The organism is Pseudoxanthomonas sp. JC1303 (assembly GCF_058448525.1).
Map to the genome: position 1 here is coordinate 4,158,123 of NZ_CP185958.1, position 20,383 is coordinate 4,178,505.

The window sequence follows — 20,383 nt, forward strand, 5'->3', positions numbered from 1 at the left end:
GCCGAGCGACCGCTCAATCCAGCAGGTCGCGCACCCGATAGCTGCCCGGCGCGCGTCCGGCCAGCCGGCTGGCGGCATGCAGCGCGCCGCGCGCGAAGATGTCGCGGTTGCTGGCGCGGTGGGTCAGCTCGATCCGTTCACCCAGGCCGGTGAACTGCACCAGGTGCTCGCCGACGATGTCGCCGGCACGCAGGCTGGCATAGCGTGGCGTGGCGCCGGCCGCTTCAGCCCCCTGGCCCAGCGTCAGCGCCGTGCCGGACGGCGCGTCCAGCTTGTGCACGTGGTGCGACTCGACGATGTCGCAGTCCCAGCCCGGCAACGCGGCAGCGGCGCGCTCGACCAGTTCGGCCAGCACCGCCACGCCGAGGCTGAAATTGGAGGCCCAGACCAGCGGGATGCCAGCGGCCGCATCGGCCAGCGCCGCACGCTGGGCCTCGGACAGGCCGGTGGTGCCCGAGACGAGCGCGGCCTTGCGCGCCACGCACAGCGCCAGCACCGCGTCGAAGCCTTCCGGCAGGCTGAAATCGATCGCCACGTCGAACGCCGGCACGCCGGACAGTTCGGACGCGGCGAAGAACGCCACCCCGTCGACCACGCGCGGCGACGGCGCCCGCCGGGTCACGGCGGCGACCACGTCCAATCCCGGGTGTTCGGCGGCCAGGCGCACCAAGGCCTGGCCCATGCGCCCGGAGGCACCATGGATCAACACACGCACCGCGTTGCTCACCGGGCCACCCTCATGCCGCGACCGCGCTGGCAGGCAGGGCCGCAATGGCCTCGCTGACCAGTTCTCCCAGCACCTTCATCCCTGCTTCGATCTTCTCGGCCGGCACGGTCACGAAGGACAAGCGCAGCGTGTTGACCTGCGGATCGGTGGCGTAGAACGGCGCGCCCGGCACGAACGCCACGTTGCGGGCGATGGCCTGGGCCAGCAGCGCGGTGGTGTCGATGCCCTGCGGCAGCGTCACCCAGATGAACATCCCGCCTTCCGGACGGGTCCAGGTCGCCGCCGGCGGGAAGTGCTCGGCCAGCGCCCGCAGCATCAACTGGCACTGATGCGCGTACAGGTCGCGGATGGTCGGGATGTGCTCGTCCAGGAAGCCATCGCGCACGGTATCGTACACGATGCGCTGGCTGAAGGAGGGCGTGTGCAGGTCCGCGGCCTGCTTGGCCTGGACCAGCTTGGCGTACAGCGGCTCGGGCGCGACCACGTAGCCCAGGCGCAGGCCCGGGGCGAGCACCTTGGAGAAGGACCCCATGTAGATGCCGCCTTCGGGATTGAGCGACAGCAGGCTGGGCAGATGCTCCCCGCCATAGCTCAGCTCGCCATAGGGATCGTCCTCGACCACCGGCACGCCAGCCGCCAGCGCCTTGGCCACCAGTGCCTTGCGGCGGTCCAGCGACAGGCGCTTGCCGGTGGGGTTCTGGAAGTTGGGCAGGCAGTACATGAAACGCGCGCCGTCCAGCAGCGCCGGAGTCAACGCATCGGTGTCGATGCCGCCGTCGTCCGATGGCATGGAGGCGAACGCCGGGCGGAACAGCGAGAACGACTGCAGCGCGCCCAGGTAGCTGGGGGTCTCCACCAGCACCTTGCTGCCTTCGTCGATCAGGGTCTTGCCCAGCAGGTCCAGTCCCTGCTGCGAGCCGGTGACGATCAGCACCCGGCTGGCCGGGACCGGCGCGCCGGCGCGGGTGAGCCGCTCGGCCACCCATTCGCGTAGTGGCGCGAAGCCTTCGGTCGGGCCGTACTGCAGCGCGGCCTGCGGGGCATCGGTCAGCACCTTGTCGGTGGCCGCACGCAGGCGCTCGACCGGAAAGGTGGACGCCGAAGGCAGGCCACCGGCGAAGGAAATCACCTCGGGACGCTCGGTGACCTTGAGGATTTCGCGGATGGCCGAACTGGTCAGGGCCTGCGCGCGCTGGGACAACACGATTTGAGTGCTCATGCCGGCAAGGATACCGCGCGCGCCCGCGTGCCGACGCGCTGCGCTGCGGCAGGCACCGAGCCAGATCGCCACCCGTCGCTGGCGAAATATTCACCAGACCGATCGAGCGCCTTGCCGGACAAGGCCCGGGAAGGTTGTCCACAGGTTTGTGCCGAGGGTCGTCCACATGTCATGTGGATGACTGGGATCACTCAGCCGCGCGGGCACGCCAGGCGCATGTGGAACTCCTCCGGATCCTCGCCCTCGACCACGAAGCCCAGCCGCTCGTACAGTCCGCGCGCCGGGTTGGCCTTCAGCACGTGCAGAGTCACGTCATGTCCGCCTGCCTGCGCCTGGGCGATGTAGTCCAGCAGCAGGCGGCGGCCCAGGCCCTGCCCCTGTAGCTCCGGCGCGATCTGGATCTGCATGACCACCCAGTCCGCGCCGGTCCGGTCCAGCTTGAGCAGGCCGACGATGCGGCCATCGCGCTCCAGCACATCGGCGTGCTGGTAGCCGTTGAGCAGCCGCGCGAGCATGTTGCCCTGCGAAGTATCCGCGCCGGAGTTGGCCATGTGCTCGCGCATGGTGGTCTCGCGCAGCGCCAGCAGGGCCTGCACGTCCCCGGGACGGGCCGCGCGCCGAATCACGCCCTGCGGCAGCGAGGTCCCGTTGATCGGAGCCGGCACGCCATCGAAGCTCCCGGACAGCACCCGCCCGACCCCGCTGGCATCGACCTCGGCCGCCGCCGCGGTCAGCGCCTGCAGCGAGGTGCCGGTGTCGAACCCCAGGCGGAAGTGCACCTCTCCCGATGGATTGCGCAGCGAATGCAGCGAGGCGATGCTCACGCCGTGGCGTTCGAACACATGCAGCAAGGCGCGCAACGAGCCGGGCTGGTCCAGCGGCAGGTGCACCGACAGACTGCGCGGCTCGGCCAGATCGGCCAGCAGGTAGCCGATCCGCTCGAAGCGGTAATTGCCCTCGGCCAAGGCCCCCGGGCCGATGGCGTCGCGGTTGTCGGCCAGCATCCGCTGGCGGAACGCGGCGCGGGCCGCCTCGTCCCCAGCCACGACCTGGTCGCGCAGTGCCGACAACTCCTCGACCAGCGCCTCCAGCGCCGGCCCGACGTGCGGATTGCCGAACTGGATGTCCTCGTAGATCGCAGGGTTGAGCGAGAGGATGCGCGCGATCATCGCCCCGTCCATCTCGAAGGATGCTGAGCGATACGGGAACAACTCGGCCCAGGCGCCAACCTGCGGCGCCAGCCGCCGCAGCGCACCGGCCTGGGCCAGGTGGCCGGCGTGGACCATGGCCTGGACCACGGCCATGACCTGGTCGTGGTGCTCGGGCGTGGTGCGTACGCACTGGGCTTCCAGTGCGTCGAACAGGGTCTGCAGCCACGGACGCCACGCGTCCAGGCGCGCCTCGCAGACCACCATCGGCCGGCCCTTGAGCGTGGGGGACTTGGGCGGTGCGGTCATCGGGTGCAGGCCGACCACCTCGGCCCGCGAGCGCAGCATCGCGGCCACCGGCTCGGTCTTGATCGAGGTCAGGTCCAGCCATAGCTGGCCGGACTCACGCCCGGCGGCCAGCGCCACGTAATGCGCGATCACCTCGGCCGTGACCCGGATGGGCGCGCTGAACACCAGCACCTGCGCCTGTGCCAGCAGGGCCTCGGGGGATAGCGAGGCGGGATCGGACGGATCGTGTCCGATCACCCGCAGCCCCATGTGGCGTTCCAGGAAACGCGCGAGCCAGCGGCCGTAGGCGCCAGCGCTGCCGACGATGCCGACGACGGGAGAAGGGCTGTGCATGCTGCGCGATCATGTCCAAAGAGCAGCGCGCATTGTAGGCAAGGGCGGGCCCGCAGGCGGCCTCAGCGATTGACGCCCATCCAGTTGATGCTCTGCGAACCGGTGATCATGACGCGTCCGCGGCGCTTGATCACCGTGTCGGTCGAGCGTGACGACATCCCGAGCGCGCCGATGTACAAGGTGCTGCGGGTCTTGACGATGGCCCGAGAGCCATCGGGCGCCACGTCCACCGACACAATGGTCTGACTGGAATCGGGTTTGAAGCGGCCACCGCTGCGTGCGCGCAGCTGGGCCATCTGGCCGATCAATTGGGTCATGCCATCGCACGTTTCCTCGCGATCCTGCTGCATCTGCCGCGAGCGGCCCTCGATCCACATTGTCCCGCGCTGAAGGTAGTCCTCCGACATCATCGCGCACAGTGCCGGCGCATCCAACGCCTCCCCCGCTTCCATCTGCGCCGCATAAAACGCCTGCACATCGGCCTCGGTCAATGTTTCGCGCCCGAACCACAGCCAATACGCCACGCCGGCCGCAATGGCCAGCACGCCCAACATCGCGAGTGTTCGCACCTTTGACTCCCCCTGTGACGTCCCTGTTCCCGGCGCCTTGCACGCCGGGGGCATCTCGATCCAACGCCTCAGATCATGCCCAATGTCGGCGCCCTCGCCAAGCACGCCGCAAGGGGCCAGCGCGACGCGCACGATGGGCTTACCGCAGCGTGGGCCACTCGGCGACAATGGATGCCAGCTCGCTGCCCCAGGATCGCCATGTTCGAGATCGCCGTCGTCTTCCTGGTCGTGACCTCGTTGATGGCCTACGTCAACCGCCGCTTCATCGGCCTGCCCGACACCATCGGCGTCATGGTGGTGGCCATGCTGGTGTCGTTCTCGTTGATCGGGCTGGACGCGCTGGGCGTGGCGACCTTCCGCGAGCACGCGACCGCGTTGCTGCGCTCGGTCGACTTCAGCGAGGTGCTGATGCAGGGCATGCTCTCGATGCTGCTGTTCGCCGGCGCGCTGCACGTGGACCTGAGCGAACTGCACAATTATCGCTGGCAGGTGGGCCTGCTGGCGGTCGGCGGCACGCTGGTCTCCACGATCATCGTGGCCTACGGGCTGTACTGGCTGCTGCCGATGCTGGGCCTGCCGCTGGCGCTGCCGTGGTGCCTGGTCTTCGGCGCCTTGATTTCCCCGACCGACCCGATCGCGGTGATGGGCATCCTCAAGTCGGCCCGCGCGCCCAAGAGCCTGGAGCTGGTGATCTCCGGCGAGTCGCTGTTCAACGACGGCGTGGGCGTGGTGCTGTTCGTGCTGCTGCTCGAGGCGGCCTCCATGGGCGATACCCCGGGTGCCGGCGAGGTCGCCAAGCTGGCCGTGCACGAGGTCGGCGGCGGTCTGCTGCTGGGCGGCGTCCTGGGATATGCGACCTACCGCCTGCTCAAGAGCATCGACAGCTACCAGGAAGAAGTCCTGATTACCTTGGCCGCGGTGCTGGGTGGCTACGCGCTGGCCAACCGCCTGCATGTGTCCGGGCCGCTGGCGATGGTCGTGGCCGGGCTGATCGTCGGCAACCGCGGGCGGCGCCTGGGCATGTCCGATACCACGCGCAAGTACCACGACCTGTTCTGGGCGCTGCTCGACTCGATCCTCAATGCCGTGCTATTCGTGCTCATCGGCCTGGAAGTGCTGGTGGTTCCCTTCAGCCTGGCCCTGCTGGGCGCGGCCGCGCTTACCATCGCGGTCACCTTGCTGGCGCGGCTGGTGGCGGTTGGCACGCCGATCGCGGTGCTGCGCAGCGGGTTCGGCCTGCCGCGCGGCTCATGGAAGGTGCTGACCTGGGGTGGGCTGCGCGGTGGCATCTCGGTGGCGCTGGTGTTGTCGCTGCCGGCCGGCGAGACCCGCGACATGCTGCTGGGCATCACCTATGTCGTGGTGGTGTTTTCGATCCTGGTCCAGGGACTGACCATCGGCCGGGTCGCGCGTAGCCTGCCGATCAGCCAGGCGCCGCCACGGCCCGATGCGGCCGATCCGCATGCGCACTGAATCCAGACATGAAAAAGCCGGCGCGAGCCGGCTTTTTCATATTGCCTCAATGCCTTTCCCAAGTGTCCTCAGGACGTCATTCGGTCCCAAAAGCCCTTGACCCCGTCCAGAAACGTGGCCGACTTGGGCGAGTGCTTGCGCGCGTCATCGCCCCCAAAGGTGGCCTCGAACTCCGCCAGCAATTCGCGCTGGCGTGCGGTGAGGTTCACCGGCGTCTCAACCACGACCTTGCAGAACAGATCGCCGGTGGAACGGCTGCGCACCGATCGTACGCCCTTGCCGCGCAGACGGAAGAGCTTGCCGGTCTGGGTCTCGGCCGGAACGCGGATCTCCGCCTCGCCGCCCAGGGTCGGCACACGCACCGTATCGCCCAGGGCCGCCTGCGAAATGCGGATCGGCACGTCGCAGTGCAGGTCGTCGCCGTCGCGCTGGAAGATCTCGTGCTCGCGCACGCGCACTTCCACGTACAGGTCACCGGCCGGCGTGCCCGCCGGACCGGCTTCGCCCTCGCCCGCCAAGCGGATCCGGTCACCGGTATCCACGCCCGCCGGGATCTTGACCGACAGCACCCGCTCCTCCTCCACGCGACCGGCGCCATGGCAGGTCCTGCAGGGGTTGCGGATGACCTGGCCGCGGCCTTCGCAATGCGGGCAGGCCTGCTGCATGGTGAAGATACCGCGCTGCATGCGCACCTGGCCGCGCCCGGCGCAGGTGGTGCAGGTCTCGGTCTTGCCATCTTCCGAACCACTGCCGTGGCAGGGCTCACAAGCGGCCATGGTCGGGATCTCGATGCGCTTGTCCACGCCGGCCACGGCTTCTTCCAGGTCCAGCTCCATCACGTAGCCGATGTCCGCGCCACGCCGGGCCGCCCGCGCGCCGCCTCCACCGAAGATGTTGCCGAAGATGTCACCGAAGATGTCGCCCATGTCCGGGCCGCCGAAGCCGGCGCCAGGACCACCACCGCCCATGCCGTGCTCGAAGGCGGCGTGGCCATGCTGGTCGTAGAGGCGACGCTTGCCGCCGTCCGACAGGACCTCGTAAGCCTCCTTGCACTCCTTGAAGGACACCTCGGCCGTGGCATCGCCTGGGTTGCGATCAGGGTGGAACTTCATCGCGCAACGACGATAGGCCTTCTTCAGCTCCTCGTCGCTGGCGTTGCGGGCGACGCCCAGAACCTCGTAGTAGTCGCGTTTGCTCATTGCCGGATGCAGCCTGCGTTGAATGGGGAATCATGGCATCGCCGCCTGGCCTTCGAGGGCCTGCGGCGGGCAGTGCCGGAAACGCCGGAGGAGCGGAGCCGTAGCCCCGCTCCTCCATGCGTTCCTACTGCAGCCTCGGGCTGCGCTTACTTCTTGTCGTCCTTGACCTCGGTGAACTCCGCATCCACCACGTCGTCGGTCGCGCGGTTGGCCTGCTCGGCACCGCCCTCGGCACCCGGCGCACCGCCCTGCTCGCCCGCCGCGGCGGCGGCGTAAAGCGACTGGCCGGCTTCTTCCAGCGCCTTGGACTTGGCCTCGATCTGGGCCTTGTCGTCGCCCTTCATCGCGGTTTCCAGCTCACCCAGCGCGGCTTCGACCTTGCCGATCACATCGCCGCCGACCTTGGAGCCATGCTCGGTGATCGCGGTGCGGGTGGCATGGATCAGGCCATCGGCCTGATTGCGGGCCACGACCAGTTCCTGGAACTTCTTGTCCTCGTCGCGATGCGCCTCGGCGTCGGCGACCATCCGCTGGATCTCGTCGTCCGACAGGCCCGAGCCGGCCTTGATCTCGACCTTCTGTTCCTTGCCGGTCTTCTTGTCCTTGGCGGTCACGTGGACGATGCCGTTGGCGTCGATGTCGAAGGACACCTCCACCTGCGGCATGCCGCGCGGCGCCGGCTCGATGCCCGACAGGTCGAAGCGGGCCAGCGACTTGTTGAAGCGGGCCTGCTCGCGCTCACCCTGCAACACGTGCACGGTCACGGCCGACTGGTTGTCCTCGGCGGTGGAGAAGGTCTGCGAGGCCTTGGTCGGCACCGTGGTGTTCTTCTCGATGATCTTGGTGAACACGCCACCCAGGGTTTCGATGCCCAAGGACAGCGGGGTCACGTCCAGCAGCAGCACATCCTTGACGTCGCCGGCCAACACGCCGCCCTGGATCGCGGCGCCCAGCGCCACGGCCTCGTCGGGATTGACGTCCTTGCGCGGCTCCTTGCCGAAGAACTCAGCCACCGCCGCCTGCACCTTGGGCATGCGGGTCTGGCCACCGACCAGGATCACCTCGCCGATGTCGCTGGCGCGCAGGCCCGCGTCGTTGAGCGCGGTGCGGCACGGCTCGATCGACTTCTTGATCAGGTCCTCGACCAGAGCTTCGAGCTTGGCGCGGGTCAGCTTGATGTTCAGGTGCTTCGGACCGGAGGCATCGGCGGTCACGTACGGCAGGTTGACCTCGGTCTGCTGCGAGGAGGACAGCTCGATCTTGGCGCGCTCGGCGGCGTCCTTCAGGCGCTGCAGGGCCAGCGGATCCTTGCGCAGGTCGATGCCCTGGTCCTTGTTGAACTCGTCGACCAGGTAGTCGATGACACGCGCGTCGAAGTCCTCGCCACCCAGGAAGGTGTCGCCGTTGGTGGCCAGCACCTCGAACTGCTTCTCGCCGTCGACGTTGGCGATCTCGATGATCGACACGTCGAAGGTGCCGCCGCCCAGGTCGTAGACCACGATCTTGCGGTCCTGCGAATCGCCCTTGTCCAAGCCGTAGGCCAGGGCCGCGGCGGTGGGCTCGTTGATGATGCGCTTGACGTCCAGGCCGGCGATCTTGCCGGCGTCCTTGGTCGCCTGACGCTGGCTGTCGTTGAAGTACGCCGGCACGGTGATGACCGCCTCGGTGACGGTCTCGCCCAGGAAGGCCTCGGCGGTCTTCTTCATCTTCTCCAGCACGCGGGCGGAGATTTCCTGCGGGGCCATCTTCTTGCCGTCGGCGGTGGCCACCCAGGCGTCGCCATTGTCATGGGCCAGGATGCCGTAGGGCACCAGGTCCAGATCCTTCTTGACTTCCGCGTCGGTGAACTTGCGGCCGATCAGACGCTTGACCGCGTAGAAGGTGTTCTTGGGGTTGGTCACGGCCTGGCGCTTGGCCGAGGCACCGACCAGCACTTCGCCGTCCTTGGTATAGGCGACGATGGAGGGCGTGGTGCGATCGCCTTCCGAGTTCTCGATGACGCGGGCCTTGCCGCCTTCCATGATCGCCACGCACGAATTGGTCGTGCCGAGGTCGATGCCGATGATCTTGCCCATGGTGATTACTCCGTAAAAGCGAAGGTTTGTCGGGTTGGGGCCGGGTGCGTGCCCGGCCGATGAACCAGATATAAGGACGCTGTGACGCGCTTCAAGCGCTCGTGGAACACAAATTTCCGGCCGCCCTGCGGCCGCTCAGTGCCCGCTCAGTCGTGACGCGCGACGACCACCAGCGCAGGACGCAGCAGGCGATCGTTGAGCAGGTAACCCTTCTGGAACACCTGGATCACGCTGCCGGGGGCCGCGCCGTTGGGCTCGGCCTGGCTGATGGCCTGGTGGTGTTCCGGGTTGAACGGCTGGCCCATCGGGTCCAGCACGGTCAGGCCGTTGTCGTCGGCCACCTTGAGCAGCTGCTTCTGGGTCAGTTCCAGGCCCTCGCGCAGCGGGCTGGGTTCGGTGCCGGCGGCCAGCAGGCCGGCGTCCAGGCTGTCGAAGACCGGCATCAGCTGGCCCAGCAGCTTTTCATTGGCGAAGCGGCGCGCCTGCTCCACGTCGCGGGCCACGCGCTTGCGCTGGTTCTCCAGGTCGGCACGATCCAGCAGGACCGAGGCACGGACCTGGTCCAGCTCGTTGCGCAGGGTTTCCAGCTCGGCCTGCAGCAGCGCCTCGGTGGTCTGCTCGGCGGAGGTGGTGTCGGCCGTCGGCTGGCCGTCGGTGTATTCGTTTGCAGTCATGCTCCAGATCCGTCGTTGGCGGGGGTTGGTCCGCCGCAAGGCCCAGCTATGGGGCCGGCGTGGACGGATTCAAGTCATCCCCGGGACGCAGCATTGCCGCGCCGAGCGCATCGGCGGCCGCCTGGACCACCGGAATCACCGTCTGGTACGCCATCCGCGTGGGCCCGATCACGCCCAGCACGCCCAGGACCTGGCCACTGGCCCGGTACGGCGCGGCGACCAATGACATGCCATCCAGCGGCGCCAGGCCGGTTTCCTCGCCGATGAAGATGCGTACGCCCGGGGCACTGATCGTGCGTTCGAGCAGTTGCAGGATCTCGCGCTTGCGGGCGAAGGCCTCGAACAGTTCGCGCAGGCGGTCCAGGTCGGACAGGTCCTGCACACCCATCAACCGGGTCTGGCCGGCCAGCACCATGTCATCGTCGGACGGCACCAGGGCGTGTTCGGCCAGCTCCACGGTGTGGGCCAGCAGGCCTTCCATCTCCGAGCGGGCCGCGCGCAGTTCGCGCAGCAGCGTGGCCCGGATCTCGGAAATCGGGCGGCCGGCGAAATGCGCGTTCAGGTAATTGGCCACCCGCTCCAGCTCGGACGGGTCGTAGCGCCGGCGCGGTTCGATCACCCGGTTCTGCACGTCGTTGTCGGCGAAGACCAGGATGGCCAGCACCCGGCGCCCGTCTAGCGGCACAAAGTCGATGTGCCGGAACGCGAATTGCTCGCGCTTGGGTGCGCCGACCACGCCGACGAAGTGGGTCATGGCCGACAGCAGCTCGGAGGCATTGCCCAGCAGGGCCTGGGTGCCGGTGCCGGACGGCAGCTCGGCGCGCAGGCGGGCGACCTCGCGCTCGGCCAGCGGCTGCATCTGCACCAGGCTGTCCACGAAGACCCGGTAACCCTGCGCAGTCGGCACCCGGCCGGCCGAGGTGTGCGGCGAGCTGAGCAGGCCGGCATCTTCCAGGTCGGCCAGGATGTTGCGGATGGTGGCCGGACTCACGTCCAGGCCCGAATGCCGCGCCAGCGTGCGCGAGCCGACCGGCTCGCCGTCGTGGATGTAGCGGGCGATCAGCGTGCGCAGCAGTTGCCGTGCACGCGCATCCAGTTCTGGCCGTCGGGAACTCATGGCCGATAGATAACGGCCCGGACCGGGGTTTGCAACTGCCCGCGCACGGTCTCAGCACGTGCGCCGCCAGGCCCTACAATGCCGGCCGCATATGCTCAGACATCTCACCATCAAGGACTTCGCCGTGGTCCGCGCCACGGACCTGGAATTCGGCCCCGGCATGACGGTGATTTCCGGCGAGACCGGCGCCGGCAAGTCGCTGCTGGTCGACGCCCTCGGGTTCCTGTCCGGCCTGCGCGCCGATGCCGGCGTGGTGCGCCACGGCGCCCAGCGCGCCGAGCTGTCGGCCGAATTCGAGCTGCCACCCAAGTCCCCCGCCCTGGCCTGGCTGGCCGAACACGCCTTGGACGAGTCCGGCGCCTGCCAGCTGCGCCGCGTGCTGCGCGCCGACGGCGGCTCGCGCAGCTGGATCAATGGCCGCAGCGTGACCCTTTCGCAGTTGAGCGAACTGGCTGGGCTGCTGGTGGAGATCCACGGCCAGCACGAACACCAGGCCCTGCTCTCCAGGCCGCGCCAACTCGCCCTGCTGGACGCCTTCGCCAACTGCCAGCCGCAGGCCGAGGCCGTGCGCCGCGCCGCCGCGGCCTGGAGCCAGCGCTTGGACGAACGCGAGCGACTGACCGCACAGGGCGACGTCTCCGACCGGTTGAATTACCTGCAGCACCAGCTCGACGAGCTCAGCGCCGAGGACCTGGGCCCCGAGTCGATCGAGGCCCTGGTGACCACCCATCGCCGGCAGGCGCATGCCGCCACCTTGATCCAGGCCTGCGACGACAGCCTGGGCAGGTTGTCCGGCGAGGATGCGCCCTCGGCCAGCCAGCTGTTGCTGCAAACCCGCGGCGAGCTGGCCCGCGCGGCCAGCCACGAGCCGCGCCTGGGCGAGGTCGATGCCCTGCTGGACAGCGCCCAGATCCAGCTGGAGGAGGCGCTGGGCCTGCTCAACCAGATCCGCGACGACCTGGACGTGGACCCGGACCAGTTCGAACAGGCCGAGCGTCGCCTGACCCGCCTGCACGACCTGGCGCGCAAGCACCGGGTCACACCGGAACAACTCGACGAGGTGGCGAGCCGGATCGAGCAGGAACTTGAGAGCCTGCGGGGCGCCGGCGAGCGCCTGGCCGGCCTGAACGCCGAGATCGAAGCCGCCCGCCAGGCCTGGAAGACCGCCGCCGCCGCGCTGACCAAGGTCCGCACCAAGGCCGCCGCGGCGCTGGCAAAACAGACCAGCGCCCTGATCGGCGAGCTGGGCATGGGCGGCGGCAAGCTGGACGTGCTGCTCGAACCGGTCGACACCGAGCGCCCCGACCCGCAGGGCGCCGAGCGGGTCGAACTGCTGGTGGCGGCCAACGCCGGCCAGCCGGCGCGCCCGCTGCGCAAGGTCGCCTCCGGCGGTGAACTCTCGCGCATCTCGCTGGCCATCGAAGTGGCCGCACTGGGCTCGGACGCGGTACCGACGATGGTCTTCGACGAGGTCGATTCCGGCATCGGCGGCGCGGTGGCCGACATCGTCGGCAAGAAACTGCGCGACCTGGGCCGCCAGCGCCAGGTGCTGTGCGTGACCCACCAGCCACAGGTGGCCGCGCAGGGCCACGCCCACTACCGGGTCAGCAAGGCGCCGGTCGAGGGCATGACCCAGTCCTCGGTCGAATCTTTGGATGCGCCGGCGCGCCGCGAGGAACTGGCACGCATGCTCGGCGGGGTGCAGGTCAGCGCCGAAGCCCGCGCCGCGGCCGGCAAGCTGCTCGAAGCCGTCGACTGACGCGCCTCGGGCACCACGCAAAAAGGCCGGGATCCCCCGGCCTTTTTTGTGTTCACGGCAGTGGGCTTACTTGCGCTTCTTGCGCACGTAAAGCACCAACGAGTGCTCCTCGATCTCGTAGCCGTGCTCGGCGGCGATCTTCTCCTGCAGGGCCTCGATCTCCTCGCTGGAGAACTCGATGACCTTGCCCGAATCGATGTCGACCATGTGATCGTGGTGCTCGCCCCGATCCAGCTCGTAGACGGCCTGGCCGCCCTCGAAATTGTGCTTCAGCACCAGGCCCGCGGCCTCGAACTGGGTCAGGACGCGATACACCGTGGCCAGGCCGATCTCATCGCCCACCCCGATCAAGGCGCGATAGATGTCCTCGGCCGTCATGTGCCGGGGCTTGGCTTCTTCAAGCAGGGCCAGGATGCGCAGGCGCGGGTGGGTGACCTTCAGGCCGGCCTTGCGTAGATCGAGCGATTCCATCGGGGGCTCCCATTCATTGGCGGTTTAGCGCCAGCTGCCTTGCGATTGGGTCGCGGCGAAGGGCGCAGTGTATCATCGGGCGGTTCCTTCCCGACCCTTGCAGACGTCTTGTTCATGCGCAAATTCCTGCTTATCGCCGCACTCGGCCTGGCCACTTCCGGCTGCGGCATCATCTACAAGCAGCCGATCTATCAGGGCAACCTGATCGACAAGGAAGACGTCGACCAGCTCGAAGTCGGGCTGAGCAAGCAGCAGGTCCTGGCCCTGCTGGGCACGCCCTCGGTGGCCGACCCGTTCCACGCCCAGCGCTGGGACTACACCTCCACCCAGCGCACCGACCGCCTGGGCCACGTGCAGATGAAGAACTTCACCGTCTTCTTCGACAACGACAAGGTCAGCAAGTGGGAAGGCGACTACTTCCCCAACCAGGACGACGAACTGGCACGCAACAGCGTGCGCCAGTTCGGCCCGAACCTGGCCAAGGACAAGAAGAAGGACCACGGCGGCGGCTGATCGCCCCGCCTGCCGTCCGCCAAGCGCCGGACCCAGAGCAAGGGCGTCTTCTCTAGCCCTTGCCCTCAGAGCTTCGCAGCGCGCCGTCGGCGCGCCTCCTTTGGATCGACCTGGAGCGGCTGCAGCAGTTCCACGCGATCGCCATCGACCAGCGGTGTCGCCGCAGTCGCCAGCACCCCAAAAACCGCCAGACCGGCCGGCGCCGGACCTGCGCCGAACCCTGACGCCTGCACCGCGTCCCCGACCGTCGCCCCCTCGGGCAGCGTCAGTGTGACCGCCTCATAGCCGCGCGCCCGGGCCTGGACCACCTCGATCCGCATGCCCCGCTCAATCGCCCAGGTCGGCGGTCCGCACGAAGTCGTCCACCATGCGGTCGGCCAGTCCCTGGAACCCCAGGGTAAAGGCGGGGCCCAGCAGTCGGCTGGACGGCTCGAAATCCAGGGTCAGGGTGACCTTGCTGACATCGTCTCCCAGCGACTGGAACTCCCACAGCCCATGCAACTTGCGGAACGGGCCGTCCTTGAGCTGCATGTCGATGCGGCCCGGGCGTTCCAAGGTGTTTTCGGTGGTGAACCAGGTGCGCAGGGCCCCCAGGCCCAGATCCAGCCGCGCGACCATGCGTTCATCGCTGGATTCCAGGATCTCCGCCCGGTCACACCAGCCGAAACGTCGTGGATAGGCCTGGACGTCGTTGACCAGATCGAACATGTACTGGGCCGGATGTTCGACCAGGGCGCTGCGACGAATGGTGGGCATCTTGGGAGTGCGTGTGGGCCTGTGAAAAGTTCTACTCGCCGGGAATCGGCCCATCGGCGACAATGGGCGGATGGCAAAGAAGTCGGACAAGGATAAAGCAAACAGCACGGGCACCATCGCGCTGAACAAACGCGCGCGCCACGAGTACCACCTGGAGGAACGGATGGAAGCCGGTCTTGCATTGCAGGGCTGGGAGCTCAAGTCCATCCGCGCCGGGCGCGCCAACATCGGCGAGAGCTATGCGGTGGTGCGCCAGGGCGAGTTGTTCCTGTTCGGCGCGCAGTTCACCCCGCTGATCCAGGCCTCCACGCACGTCGTGGCCGATGATCGCCGCACCCGCAAGCTGCTGCTGCACCGGCGCGAGATCGACACGCTGGTCGGCAAGGTTGAGCGCGACGGCTATACCCTGATTCCCACCGCGATGTACTGGAAGGGCAACAAGGTCAAGCTGGAACTGGCCCTGGCCAAGGGCAAACAGAACCACGACAAGCGCGCCAGCGAGAAGGACCGTGAGTGGGCCCGCGACAAGCAGCGCCTGATGCGTCGGCACAACCGCGACGCCTGAACTCGCCCGCGCTCAGGTCTCGGCAAGCATCTTGACCAGGTTCGGCACGCCCCTGCCCTGCATGTAGGGATCGCGGCCGATGTCATTGCAGCGCGCCAGCAGCTCGTCCTTGACCTTGTCGGGGAAGCCGATGAACTCGCGCCGCACCGACAGGAACGCCGCCACCAGCCCGGACACATGCGGGGCGGCCATGCTGGTGCCGCTCATCTCCACCATCCAGGTGGAGCGATCGCGCACCCGGTAGTCGTAGTGCGCCGAGATGATCTTCTCCCCCGGCGCCACCACGTCCGGCTTGCGCCGCCCGTCGGCGGTGGGCCCCTTGGAAGAAAAATACGACACGCCGTAGGTGCGTGGATTGGACTTGTGGACCGAACCGACCGCGATGGCCTCCTCCAGGTTGGCCGGGTCGCCGATGGTCATGTCCATGTTGGCGGCCAGCGCCATCCCATTCTGCTGGACAAGCCAGGCCAGGCCCTCGTTGCCGGCCGCCAGCACCACCACCACGCCCTGGCGCCACAACCGGCGCAGCTCGTTGCAGAGCGGAGTGAAGCCACAACCGTAGCTCTCCGCATCGAACCAGCCGCCCAGGCTCAGGTTCACCCCGTGGATGACCAGCTGACCGGCCTGCTCGTTGATGCGCGCCACCTGCTGGATGCCCTTGATGATCCATGAGTCGCGCCCGTTGCCGGCATCATCGAGCACCTTGAAGCCGTACAGCCGCGCCTGCGGCGCGACGGCGGTGAAGTCCACCGGCTTTCCCCCCTTGTCCCCGGGCAGCGGCGCACTGCATTGCCCGGCGATGATGCCGGCCACGTGCGTCCCATGACCAGCCCGGTCCAGGTGCGTGAACGCGCGCCCATCGTCTGGGCCGAGCTGCCGCGGGCGTCCCCGCACCGTGCAGTCCCACTGCGCCACCACGGTCGGGTGCGCCTTGTCCGCGTGGAAGTGCGGATGGCCCGCGGCGATGCCCGTGTCCAGCACCGCCCAGCCGATGTCCTGGCCCAGGGCGTGGTAGGCCACCTGCGCCGCATCGGCCTGGATGACGCGGCGCGAGCGGTCCAGCAGCGCCCGCTTGCCCGCGTCACGCCACAGGCGCTTGAAATGCAATGCCTGATAGTCGTCGCGCAGCGACTCGATCTCAAACCGGGTCAGGCGCGCGGAGACGAAACGTTCCAGCGTGTCCTCCAGCACGATCGTCTCGTCCAGCGCCTCACCCGATAACCCGGTCTGGCGCCCGGCCAAGGCGCGGATTTTTTCAACCAGGGCCAGCCGCGCCGCATCCTGCGTCAACCCGGCGGACAACTGGTCCAGTTCGAACAACACCTCATGACGGGCTGCATTGCCCTCCGCCTCCATGCGGTCGGACAGATCCTTGAGCACGACGGTCTGGGTCACCGGCTGGTCGAAGCCGGCCCCGACCACGCCGCGCACGCGCTGCCGGACCGAGTCGATGGACAGATAGCCCGAGCCGGAATGGGGATTGCGCGGTCCATCGGGGTTGATCCCAGTCCCGGCCTCGTTGCTGAACCGCCCGTTGGCGCCCTGGATGTCGTCGCCTAGGTCCGCGTCCAGGGCGACCGCGTCGCGCCGGTCGGCCACGTTGTGCCAGGCCCGCACGCAGGCGGGGAACGGCAGTTTCCGCTTGCCGATGTCCTGTTTGAACATGCTGCGCACCGCCGGCAGCCCCAGCGGCGAGCCCAGGGTCAGGAACAGAGCGACGTCACACTCGCTGGCCTTGAGCTTGCGCAGCACCTCGTAGGCGATCATCGAGCCCTGGCTGTGGCCGATCACCACGAATGGCCCGCCACCGGCAATCAGGCGCTCGCGCAGGCTCTGCTCCATCGCTTGGCGCCGCGCGGGGACGAAGAAGAAGTCGTGCACGTCCTGCAACAGCGCCGCGCTGACCAGGCGCAGCAGGATCTCGTTCAACCCGGACCACAGGCTGCTGGCGGCCGGACCAGACGTCGCGGCAGCGCCGGCCTGCATCTGGTCGAGCAATGCCCGAAGGTCCGCCCGCTCACGCGGCGTGGTCGCCAGGTCGTCCACCAGGTCTTGCAGGTCTCCGGGGCCTGGCGGCAGCCCGTAGACGGACAGCAGGCGCTGTTCGGCCTGGCTGATGGTCGGCCCTTCGTCGCGCTGCGCGCAGGTGGCTACTTCCGGCACGGGGTAGCGCGCGCGATTGACCCAGTAGGCCATGCGCGTGCGTTCGCCCATCGCCATGCCAAACAAGGCCTTGTCCCACTGGCAGCGCAGCACCTCGGCCGGTGGCTTGTTACCGATGCCGTGCACGTACACCACGGTCATTGCCCGCCCCTGGGCCGTGGCCATATAGCCGGTGCGCCCTGTGGCCTGGGTCTGGTCCGGATTGGAAGCTCGCCCCTTTCCCGGTCGTGCGCGTGCCGGGGTCCGCGGAGCGGTCGTACGCCTGGTCGCCATCCTGGAAGTCCTCCCTGTCTGCCGATGTGTCAGCCTCAACGCCCGCGACGCGGGCCGGCGGCCACGCAACGCAGGCTAACCCCGCTGCGTCGCACGCCTTGTGACTCGTGTCCCCGGCCCCTACACTGGCGACATCGGGACAATCTTCCGACCTTGTTCGAACCGGGGGTGCACTGGCTTCGACGGGGGTTGCGAAATTACCTGGTGCATGCCGAGGGGGTAGCTTTCCTCGTAAATCCAGCTGCAAACTTCTAGTTGCCAACGACGACAACTACGGTTCGGACTTCGCTCTCGCCGCCTAAACAGCAGTGTTGAGTTGTAGTTCTACAGCCGCCTAAGGCGAACCCCCGAAACCACTTGTGCCCGTGCTCGTGGATGTAGGGTCATTATCACGGAACCGGCTTTGACGGCTGCCTGTCAGTCATCGCTTAACCAAAACAGGCTGGTCCTGGGGTGCGTTTTGCACACCGTGCTGCCACAGGACGAGATCCAACGGTGAGCTAAGCATGTAGTACCGGGGATGGAGTGCCTTCGGACGCGGGTTCGACTCCCGCCACCTCCACCAACACCTTGTTCGGCCGGTCCTGGCGAACAAACACGAAGGGCCTGATCGGACTGGAACCTCCAGCATGATCAGGCCCTTTTTGTTTTGCTCGGCGCGCGATACGCCACGGCGCGAGACCATTGGAAGATGCCCCGGGCGCTCGGCCCGGGCACCTCCGGTGGCCGATCAGCCTGCCGGCTTGGCGCGCAGGCTCTCCATCACTTCGTAGCAGGCGCCCATGGTGTGGTAGTCGGTCTTGCCGGCCGGACTCTTCTCGTCGCTGTACTTGGTGTTGTCCGCACGCAGGATGCGGTACCAGGCGCCGTATTGGTGGTCGATCATGTGCGCCCAGGCGTACTGCCAGAGCTTGTCGTACCACGCCCAGTAGCCGGCGTCCCCGGTGCGCTGGGCGAGCAGCGCCGCCGCAGCCAGACTCTCGGCCTGAACCCAGAAATACTTGTCGTCGTCGCAGACGCTACCGTCCGGCGCGAAGCCATAGGCCATGCCGCCGTGGACCGGATCCCAGCTGCGCGACAGTGCGGTGTCGAACAGGTGACGCGCGGTGGGCACCAGCCAATCGGCCTGGGTCTCGCGATCCAAGATCAGCAGCAACTTGGCCCACTCGGTCTGGTGCCCCGGCTGGAAGCCCCACGGGCGGAACAGGTGCTTGGGATCGTCCTTGTTGTACTCCCAGTCCACGTTCCAGTCGGTGTCGTAGTGCTCCCATACCAGGCCATCGGCCTTGGCCGCCTGACGCCGGGTCATGTGGTCGGCCAGCAGCAGGGCGCGATCCAGGTAGCGGGCCTCGCCGCTGGCCTGGTAGGCCGCGATCATTGCCTCGCACATGTGCATGTTGGCGTTCTGGCCGCGGTAATCGCTGAAATGCCAGTCGGCGTCGGCCTCATCGCGATAGAGCCCAGGACCGGCCTCCCAAAACCGCGCTTCCAGCAGGTTCCAGGTCTCGTCCATCCAGTCCCGCGCCTCTTGCACGCCAGCCTTGAGCGCGCTGGCATAGGCCAGCAGCACGAAGGCCACGCCGTAGCAATGGTTGGTCGTGTCCTCGGCCACGCCATCGCGCAGCGTCCAGATGTAGCCGCCATTGGCCGGATTGCGGTGCACGTCGCGCAGGTAGCGCAGGCCGTGCAGCATCGCCGCGTAGTACTCCGGGCGCTGGAACTCGCGCCAGGCCATCGCATAGTTGAAGACGAAGCGCGTGCTGCTCACCAGATGGCGGTGGCCGGCGTCGTAGACGGTGCCGTCGTCCTTGAAATACTGGAAAAAGCCGCCGCGCGGATCGAGCGCGCGTGGATGGTAGAACGCCATCGTCTGGGCGACATGGTCGCGCAGGACATCGACAGAACGGAAATCGGGAGTAGTCATTGCATTCCTGAAACGAGAGCGAGAACGTCCTTGCGGGTCGGCATGGCCGCGAAAGCACCGGCGCGGGTGACTGCCACCGCGCCGACGGCGGTGCCGAATCCCACGGCTTCGGCCACTTTGTCCGGATCAGCGCAGAAGCCATCGAGCCCCTGCCCTGCGCCTCCCAGTTCGACCAGGCGCAGCAACAGTCCACCGACGAAAGCATCGCCGGCCGCGGTAGTGTCGCGCACCGTGACCTCGAAGCTGGGCACCATGCCCGAGCCGTTGCGCGTGGTCCAGCGCACCGCGCCGGGCCCATCGGTCACCACGATCAGGCGCGCGCGCGCGGACAACAGCCGCGCCACGACGGCCGCCCCGTCACCCTGCCCGCCATCGAGGAAGGCCAGTTCCTCACGCGAGAACTTGACCACGTCGGCCTCGGCCAGCGCCTGTTCGATCACCGGCGTCGGATCCATGCCCTGCGGCCACAGCGCCGGACGCAGGTTCATGTCGAAACTGACCACGGCCCCCGCCTGGCGCGCCAACCGCGCGCCGGCCAGGCTGGCTTCGGCGATCTCCGGGGCGGTCAGGCTGTTGGAGCAGAAATGGAAGACGTCGGCCCGCGACAGGCTGCCGGCGTCGAAATCCGAGGCGCGGAACAGCAGATCCGCCGCGGGCGGCCTGTAGAAACTGAAGCTGCGATCGCCGGTCTGGTCCAGCGCGACGAAGGCCAGCGCCGTGCGCGCCTGATCGGTCCAGACAATGTGGTCCACGCCGACGCCGGCGGCGACCAGTTCGTCATGCAGGAAGGTGCCGAACATGTCGCGCGCCAGCATGCCCACGAACTGCGCATCCGCCCCCAGCCGCGCTGCAGCGACGGCCACGTTGGCCGGGGCACCGCCGGCGTACTGCGCAAACGCCCTGGGCTGTCCCTCGACCGGCGGCTGAGCGAGCAGATCCACCAGGACCTCGCCGAAGCAGACCAAGCGCACGGGTGTCGGCGCAGTCACGCCCGCCTCCTCAGCCGGCGACATGGCGCGCCCTCCCTCGCGCCCGGAAGCGCGGTCTTTCCAGCGTGGAACAGGCATAGAGCGTGGAGCTCACGACGGGGGCGATCAGCATGGGATGGAAGGTTTC

18 protein-coding genes, 1 other RNA gene and 1 pseudogene are annotated in these 20,383 nt (G+C 68.0%); 5 read left to right on the forward strand and 15 right to left on the reverse strand.

Annotated elements, in window-relative coordinates:
* Window positions 1-13 precede the first annotated feature (13 nt).
* From dapB to ACORQU_RS18500, 5 genes and pseudogenes are all read right to left on the reverse strand, one after another.
* Window positions 14-727: a 4-hydroxy-tetrahydrodipicolinate reductase gene (dapB, locus tag ACORQU_RS18480; protein WP_271645669.1), complete on the reverse strand. Its 714-nt coding sequence runs from the start codon at window positions 725-727 to the stop codon at window positions 14-16.
* Between the two features lie 10 nt (window positions 728-737).
* Window positions 738-1,946 carry an aminotransferase-like domain-containing protein gene (locus ACORQU_RS18485; protein WP_491642485.1) on the reverse strand — a complete coding sequence of 403 codons (1,209 nt, stop codon included), beginning with the start codon at window positions 1,944-1,946 and terminating at the stop codon, window positions 738-740.
* Window positions 1,947-2,137: 191 nt separating this feature from the next.
* On the reverse strand, window positions 2,138-2,509 hold the full coding sequence (locus ACORQU_RS18490) for a GNAT family N-acetyltransferase (RefSeq protein WP_491645173.1): 372 nt from the start codon (window positions 2,507-2,509) through the stop codon (window positions 2,138-2,140).
* Between the two features lie 120 nt (window positions 2,510-2,629).
* Window positions 2,630-3,736 (reverse strand): annotated as a pseudogene (locus tag ACORQU_RS18495) (prephenate dehydrogenase); the annotation flags it as partial.
* A 62-nt stretch (window positions 3,737-3,798) separates the two neighbouring features.
* Window positions 3,799-4,437, reverse strand: coding sequence for a hypothetical protein (locus tag ACORQU_RS18500; RefSeq protein WP_491642486.1), 639 nt, complete (start codon window positions 4,435-4,437; stop codon window positions 3,799-3,801).
* Window positions 4,438-4,503: 66 nt separating this feature from the next.
* Between ACORQU_RS18500 and ACORQU_RS18505 the strand changes: the two genes are divergently transcribed.
* The gene (locus tag ACORQU_RS18505) at window positions 4,504-5,778 is read left to right on the forward strand and encodes a cation:proton antiporter (protein WP_491642487.1); all 1,275 of its coding nucleotides are present in this window, start codon (window positions 4,504-4,506) and stop codon (window positions 5,776-5,778) included.
* A gap of 68 nt (window positions 5,779-5,846) precedes the next feature.
* On the opposite strand, the gene dnaJ is transcribed toward ACORQU_RS18505, so the two are convergent.
* The 4 genes from dnaJ to hrcA all read right to left on the reverse strand — a co-directional run bounded on the left by dnaJ (window position 5,847) and on the right by hrcA (window position 10,843).
* Window positions 5,847-6,977 carry a molecular chaperone DnaJ gene (dnaJ, locus tag ACORQU_RS18510; RefSeq protein WP_491642488.1) on the reverse strand — a complete coding sequence of 377 codons (1,131 nt, stop codon included), beginning with the start codon at window positions 6,975-6,977 and terminating at the stop codon, window positions 5,847-5,849.
* Between the two features lie 146 nt (window positions 6,978-7,123).
* A complete protein-coding gene (gene dnaK / locus ACORQU_RS18515) occupies window positions 7,124-9,052 on the reverse strand; it encodes a molecular chaperone DnaK (RefSeq protein ID WP_491642489.1) in 1,929 nt (642 codons plus the stop codon).
* A gap of 146 nt (window positions 9,053-9,198) precedes the next feature.
* Complete coding sequence (grpE, locus tag ACORQU_RS18520; RefSeq protein ID WP_271645663.1) at window positions 9,199-9,726, reverse strand: nucleotide exchange factor GrpE; 528 nt, start codon at window positions 9,724-9,726, stop codon at window positions 9,199-9,201.
* 46 nt (window positions 9,727-9,772) lie between these two features.
* A complete protein-coding gene (hrcA, locus tag ACORQU_RS18525; protein WP_491642490.1) occupies window positions 9,773-10,843 on the reverse strand; it encodes a heat-inducible transcriptional repressor HrcA in 1,071 nt (356 codons plus the stop codon).
* Between the two features lie 91 nt (window positions 10,844-10,934).
* Between hrcA and recN the strand changes: the two genes are divergently transcribed.
* Complete coding sequence (recN, locus tag ACORQU_RS18530) at window positions 10,935-12,602, forward strand: DNA repair protein RecN (RefSeq protein ID WP_491642491.1); 1,668 nt, start codon at window positions 10,935-10,937, stop codon at window positions 12,600-12,602.
* A gap of 66 nt (window positions 12,603-12,668) precedes the next feature.
* Here recN and fur read toward each other — a convergent pair whose 3' ends face one another.
* Window positions 12,669-13,073, reverse strand: coding sequence for a ferric iron uptake transcriptional regulator (gene fur, locus ACORQU_RS18535; RefSeq protein ID WP_271645660.1), 405 nt, complete (start codon window positions 13,071-13,073; stop codon window positions 12,669-12,671).
* A 114-nt stretch (window positions 13,074-13,187) separates the two neighbouring features.
* On the opposite strand from fur, the gene ACORQU_RS18540 reads away from it, so the two are divergent.
* The gene (locus ACORQU_RS18540; RefSeq protein WP_271645659.1) at window positions 13,188-13,586 is read left to right on the forward strand and encodes an outer membrane protein assembly factor BamE; all 399 of its coding nucleotides are present in this window, start codon (window positions 13,188-13,190) and stop codon (window positions 13,584-13,586) included.
* 65 nt (window positions 13,587-13,651) lie between these two features.
* Here ACORQU_RS18540 and ACORQU_RS18545 read toward each other — a convergent pair whose 3' ends face one another.
* A complete protein-coding gene (locus tag ACORQU_RS18545) occupies window positions 13,652-13,906 on the reverse strand; it encodes an RnfH family protein (protein ID WP_491642492.1) in 255 nt (84 codons plus the stop codon).
* Between the two features lie 7 nt (window positions 13,907-13,913).
* Window positions 13,914-14,342 carry a type II toxin-antitoxin system RatA family toxin gene (locus ACORQU_RS18550; protein ID WP_271645657.1) on the reverse strand — a complete coding sequence of 143 codons (429 nt, stop codon included), beginning with the start codon at window positions 14,340-14,342 and terminating at the stop codon, window positions 13,914-13,916.
* A 70-nt stretch (window positions 14,343-14,412) separates the two neighbouring features.
* On the opposite strand from ACORQU_RS18550, the gene smpB reads away from it, so the two are divergent.
* Entirely contained in the window at window positions 14,413-14,907 is a 495-nt protein-coding gene (gene smpB / locus ACORQU_RS18555) for an SsrA-binding protein SmpB (RefSeq protein ID WP_491642493.1), read from the forward strand.
* Between the two features lie 12 nt (window positions 14,908-14,919).
* Here the strand turns inward: smpB and ACORQU_RS18560 are convergent, their stop codons facing one another.
* On the reverse strand, window positions 14,920-17,343 hold the full coding sequence (locus ACORQU_RS18560; RefSeq protein ID WP_491642494.1) for a S8 family peptidase: 2,424 nt from the start codon (window positions 17,341-17,343) through the stop codon (window positions 14,920-14,922).
* Window positions 17,344-17,507: 164 nt separating this feature from the next.
* Between ACORQU_RS18560 and ssrA the strand changes: the two genes are divergently transcribed.
* Window positions 17,508-17,908, forward strand: a transfer-messenger RNA (tmRNA) gene (ssrA, locus tag ACORQU_RS18565).
* A gap of 165 nt (window positions 17,909-18,073) precedes the next feature.
* On the opposite strand, the gene ACORQU_RS18570 is transcribed toward ssrA, so the two are convergent.
* Together ACORQU_RS18570 and ACORQU_RS18575 are read right to left on the reverse strand one after the other, a co-directional pair.
* A complete protein-coding gene (locus ACORQU_RS18570) occupies window positions 18,074-19,267 on the reverse strand; it encodes an AGE family epimerase/isomerase (protein WP_491642495.1) in 1,194 nt (397 codons plus the stop codon).
* Entirely contained in the window at window positions 19,264-20,280 is a 1,017-nt protein-coding gene (locus tag ACORQU_RS18575) for a carbohydrate kinase family protein (RefSeq protein WP_491642496.1), read from the reverse strand. Before ACORQU_RS18575 ends, ACORQU_RS18570 begins: the two co-directional genes overlap by 4 nt.
* Window positions 20,281-20,383 lie beyond the last annotated feature (103 nt).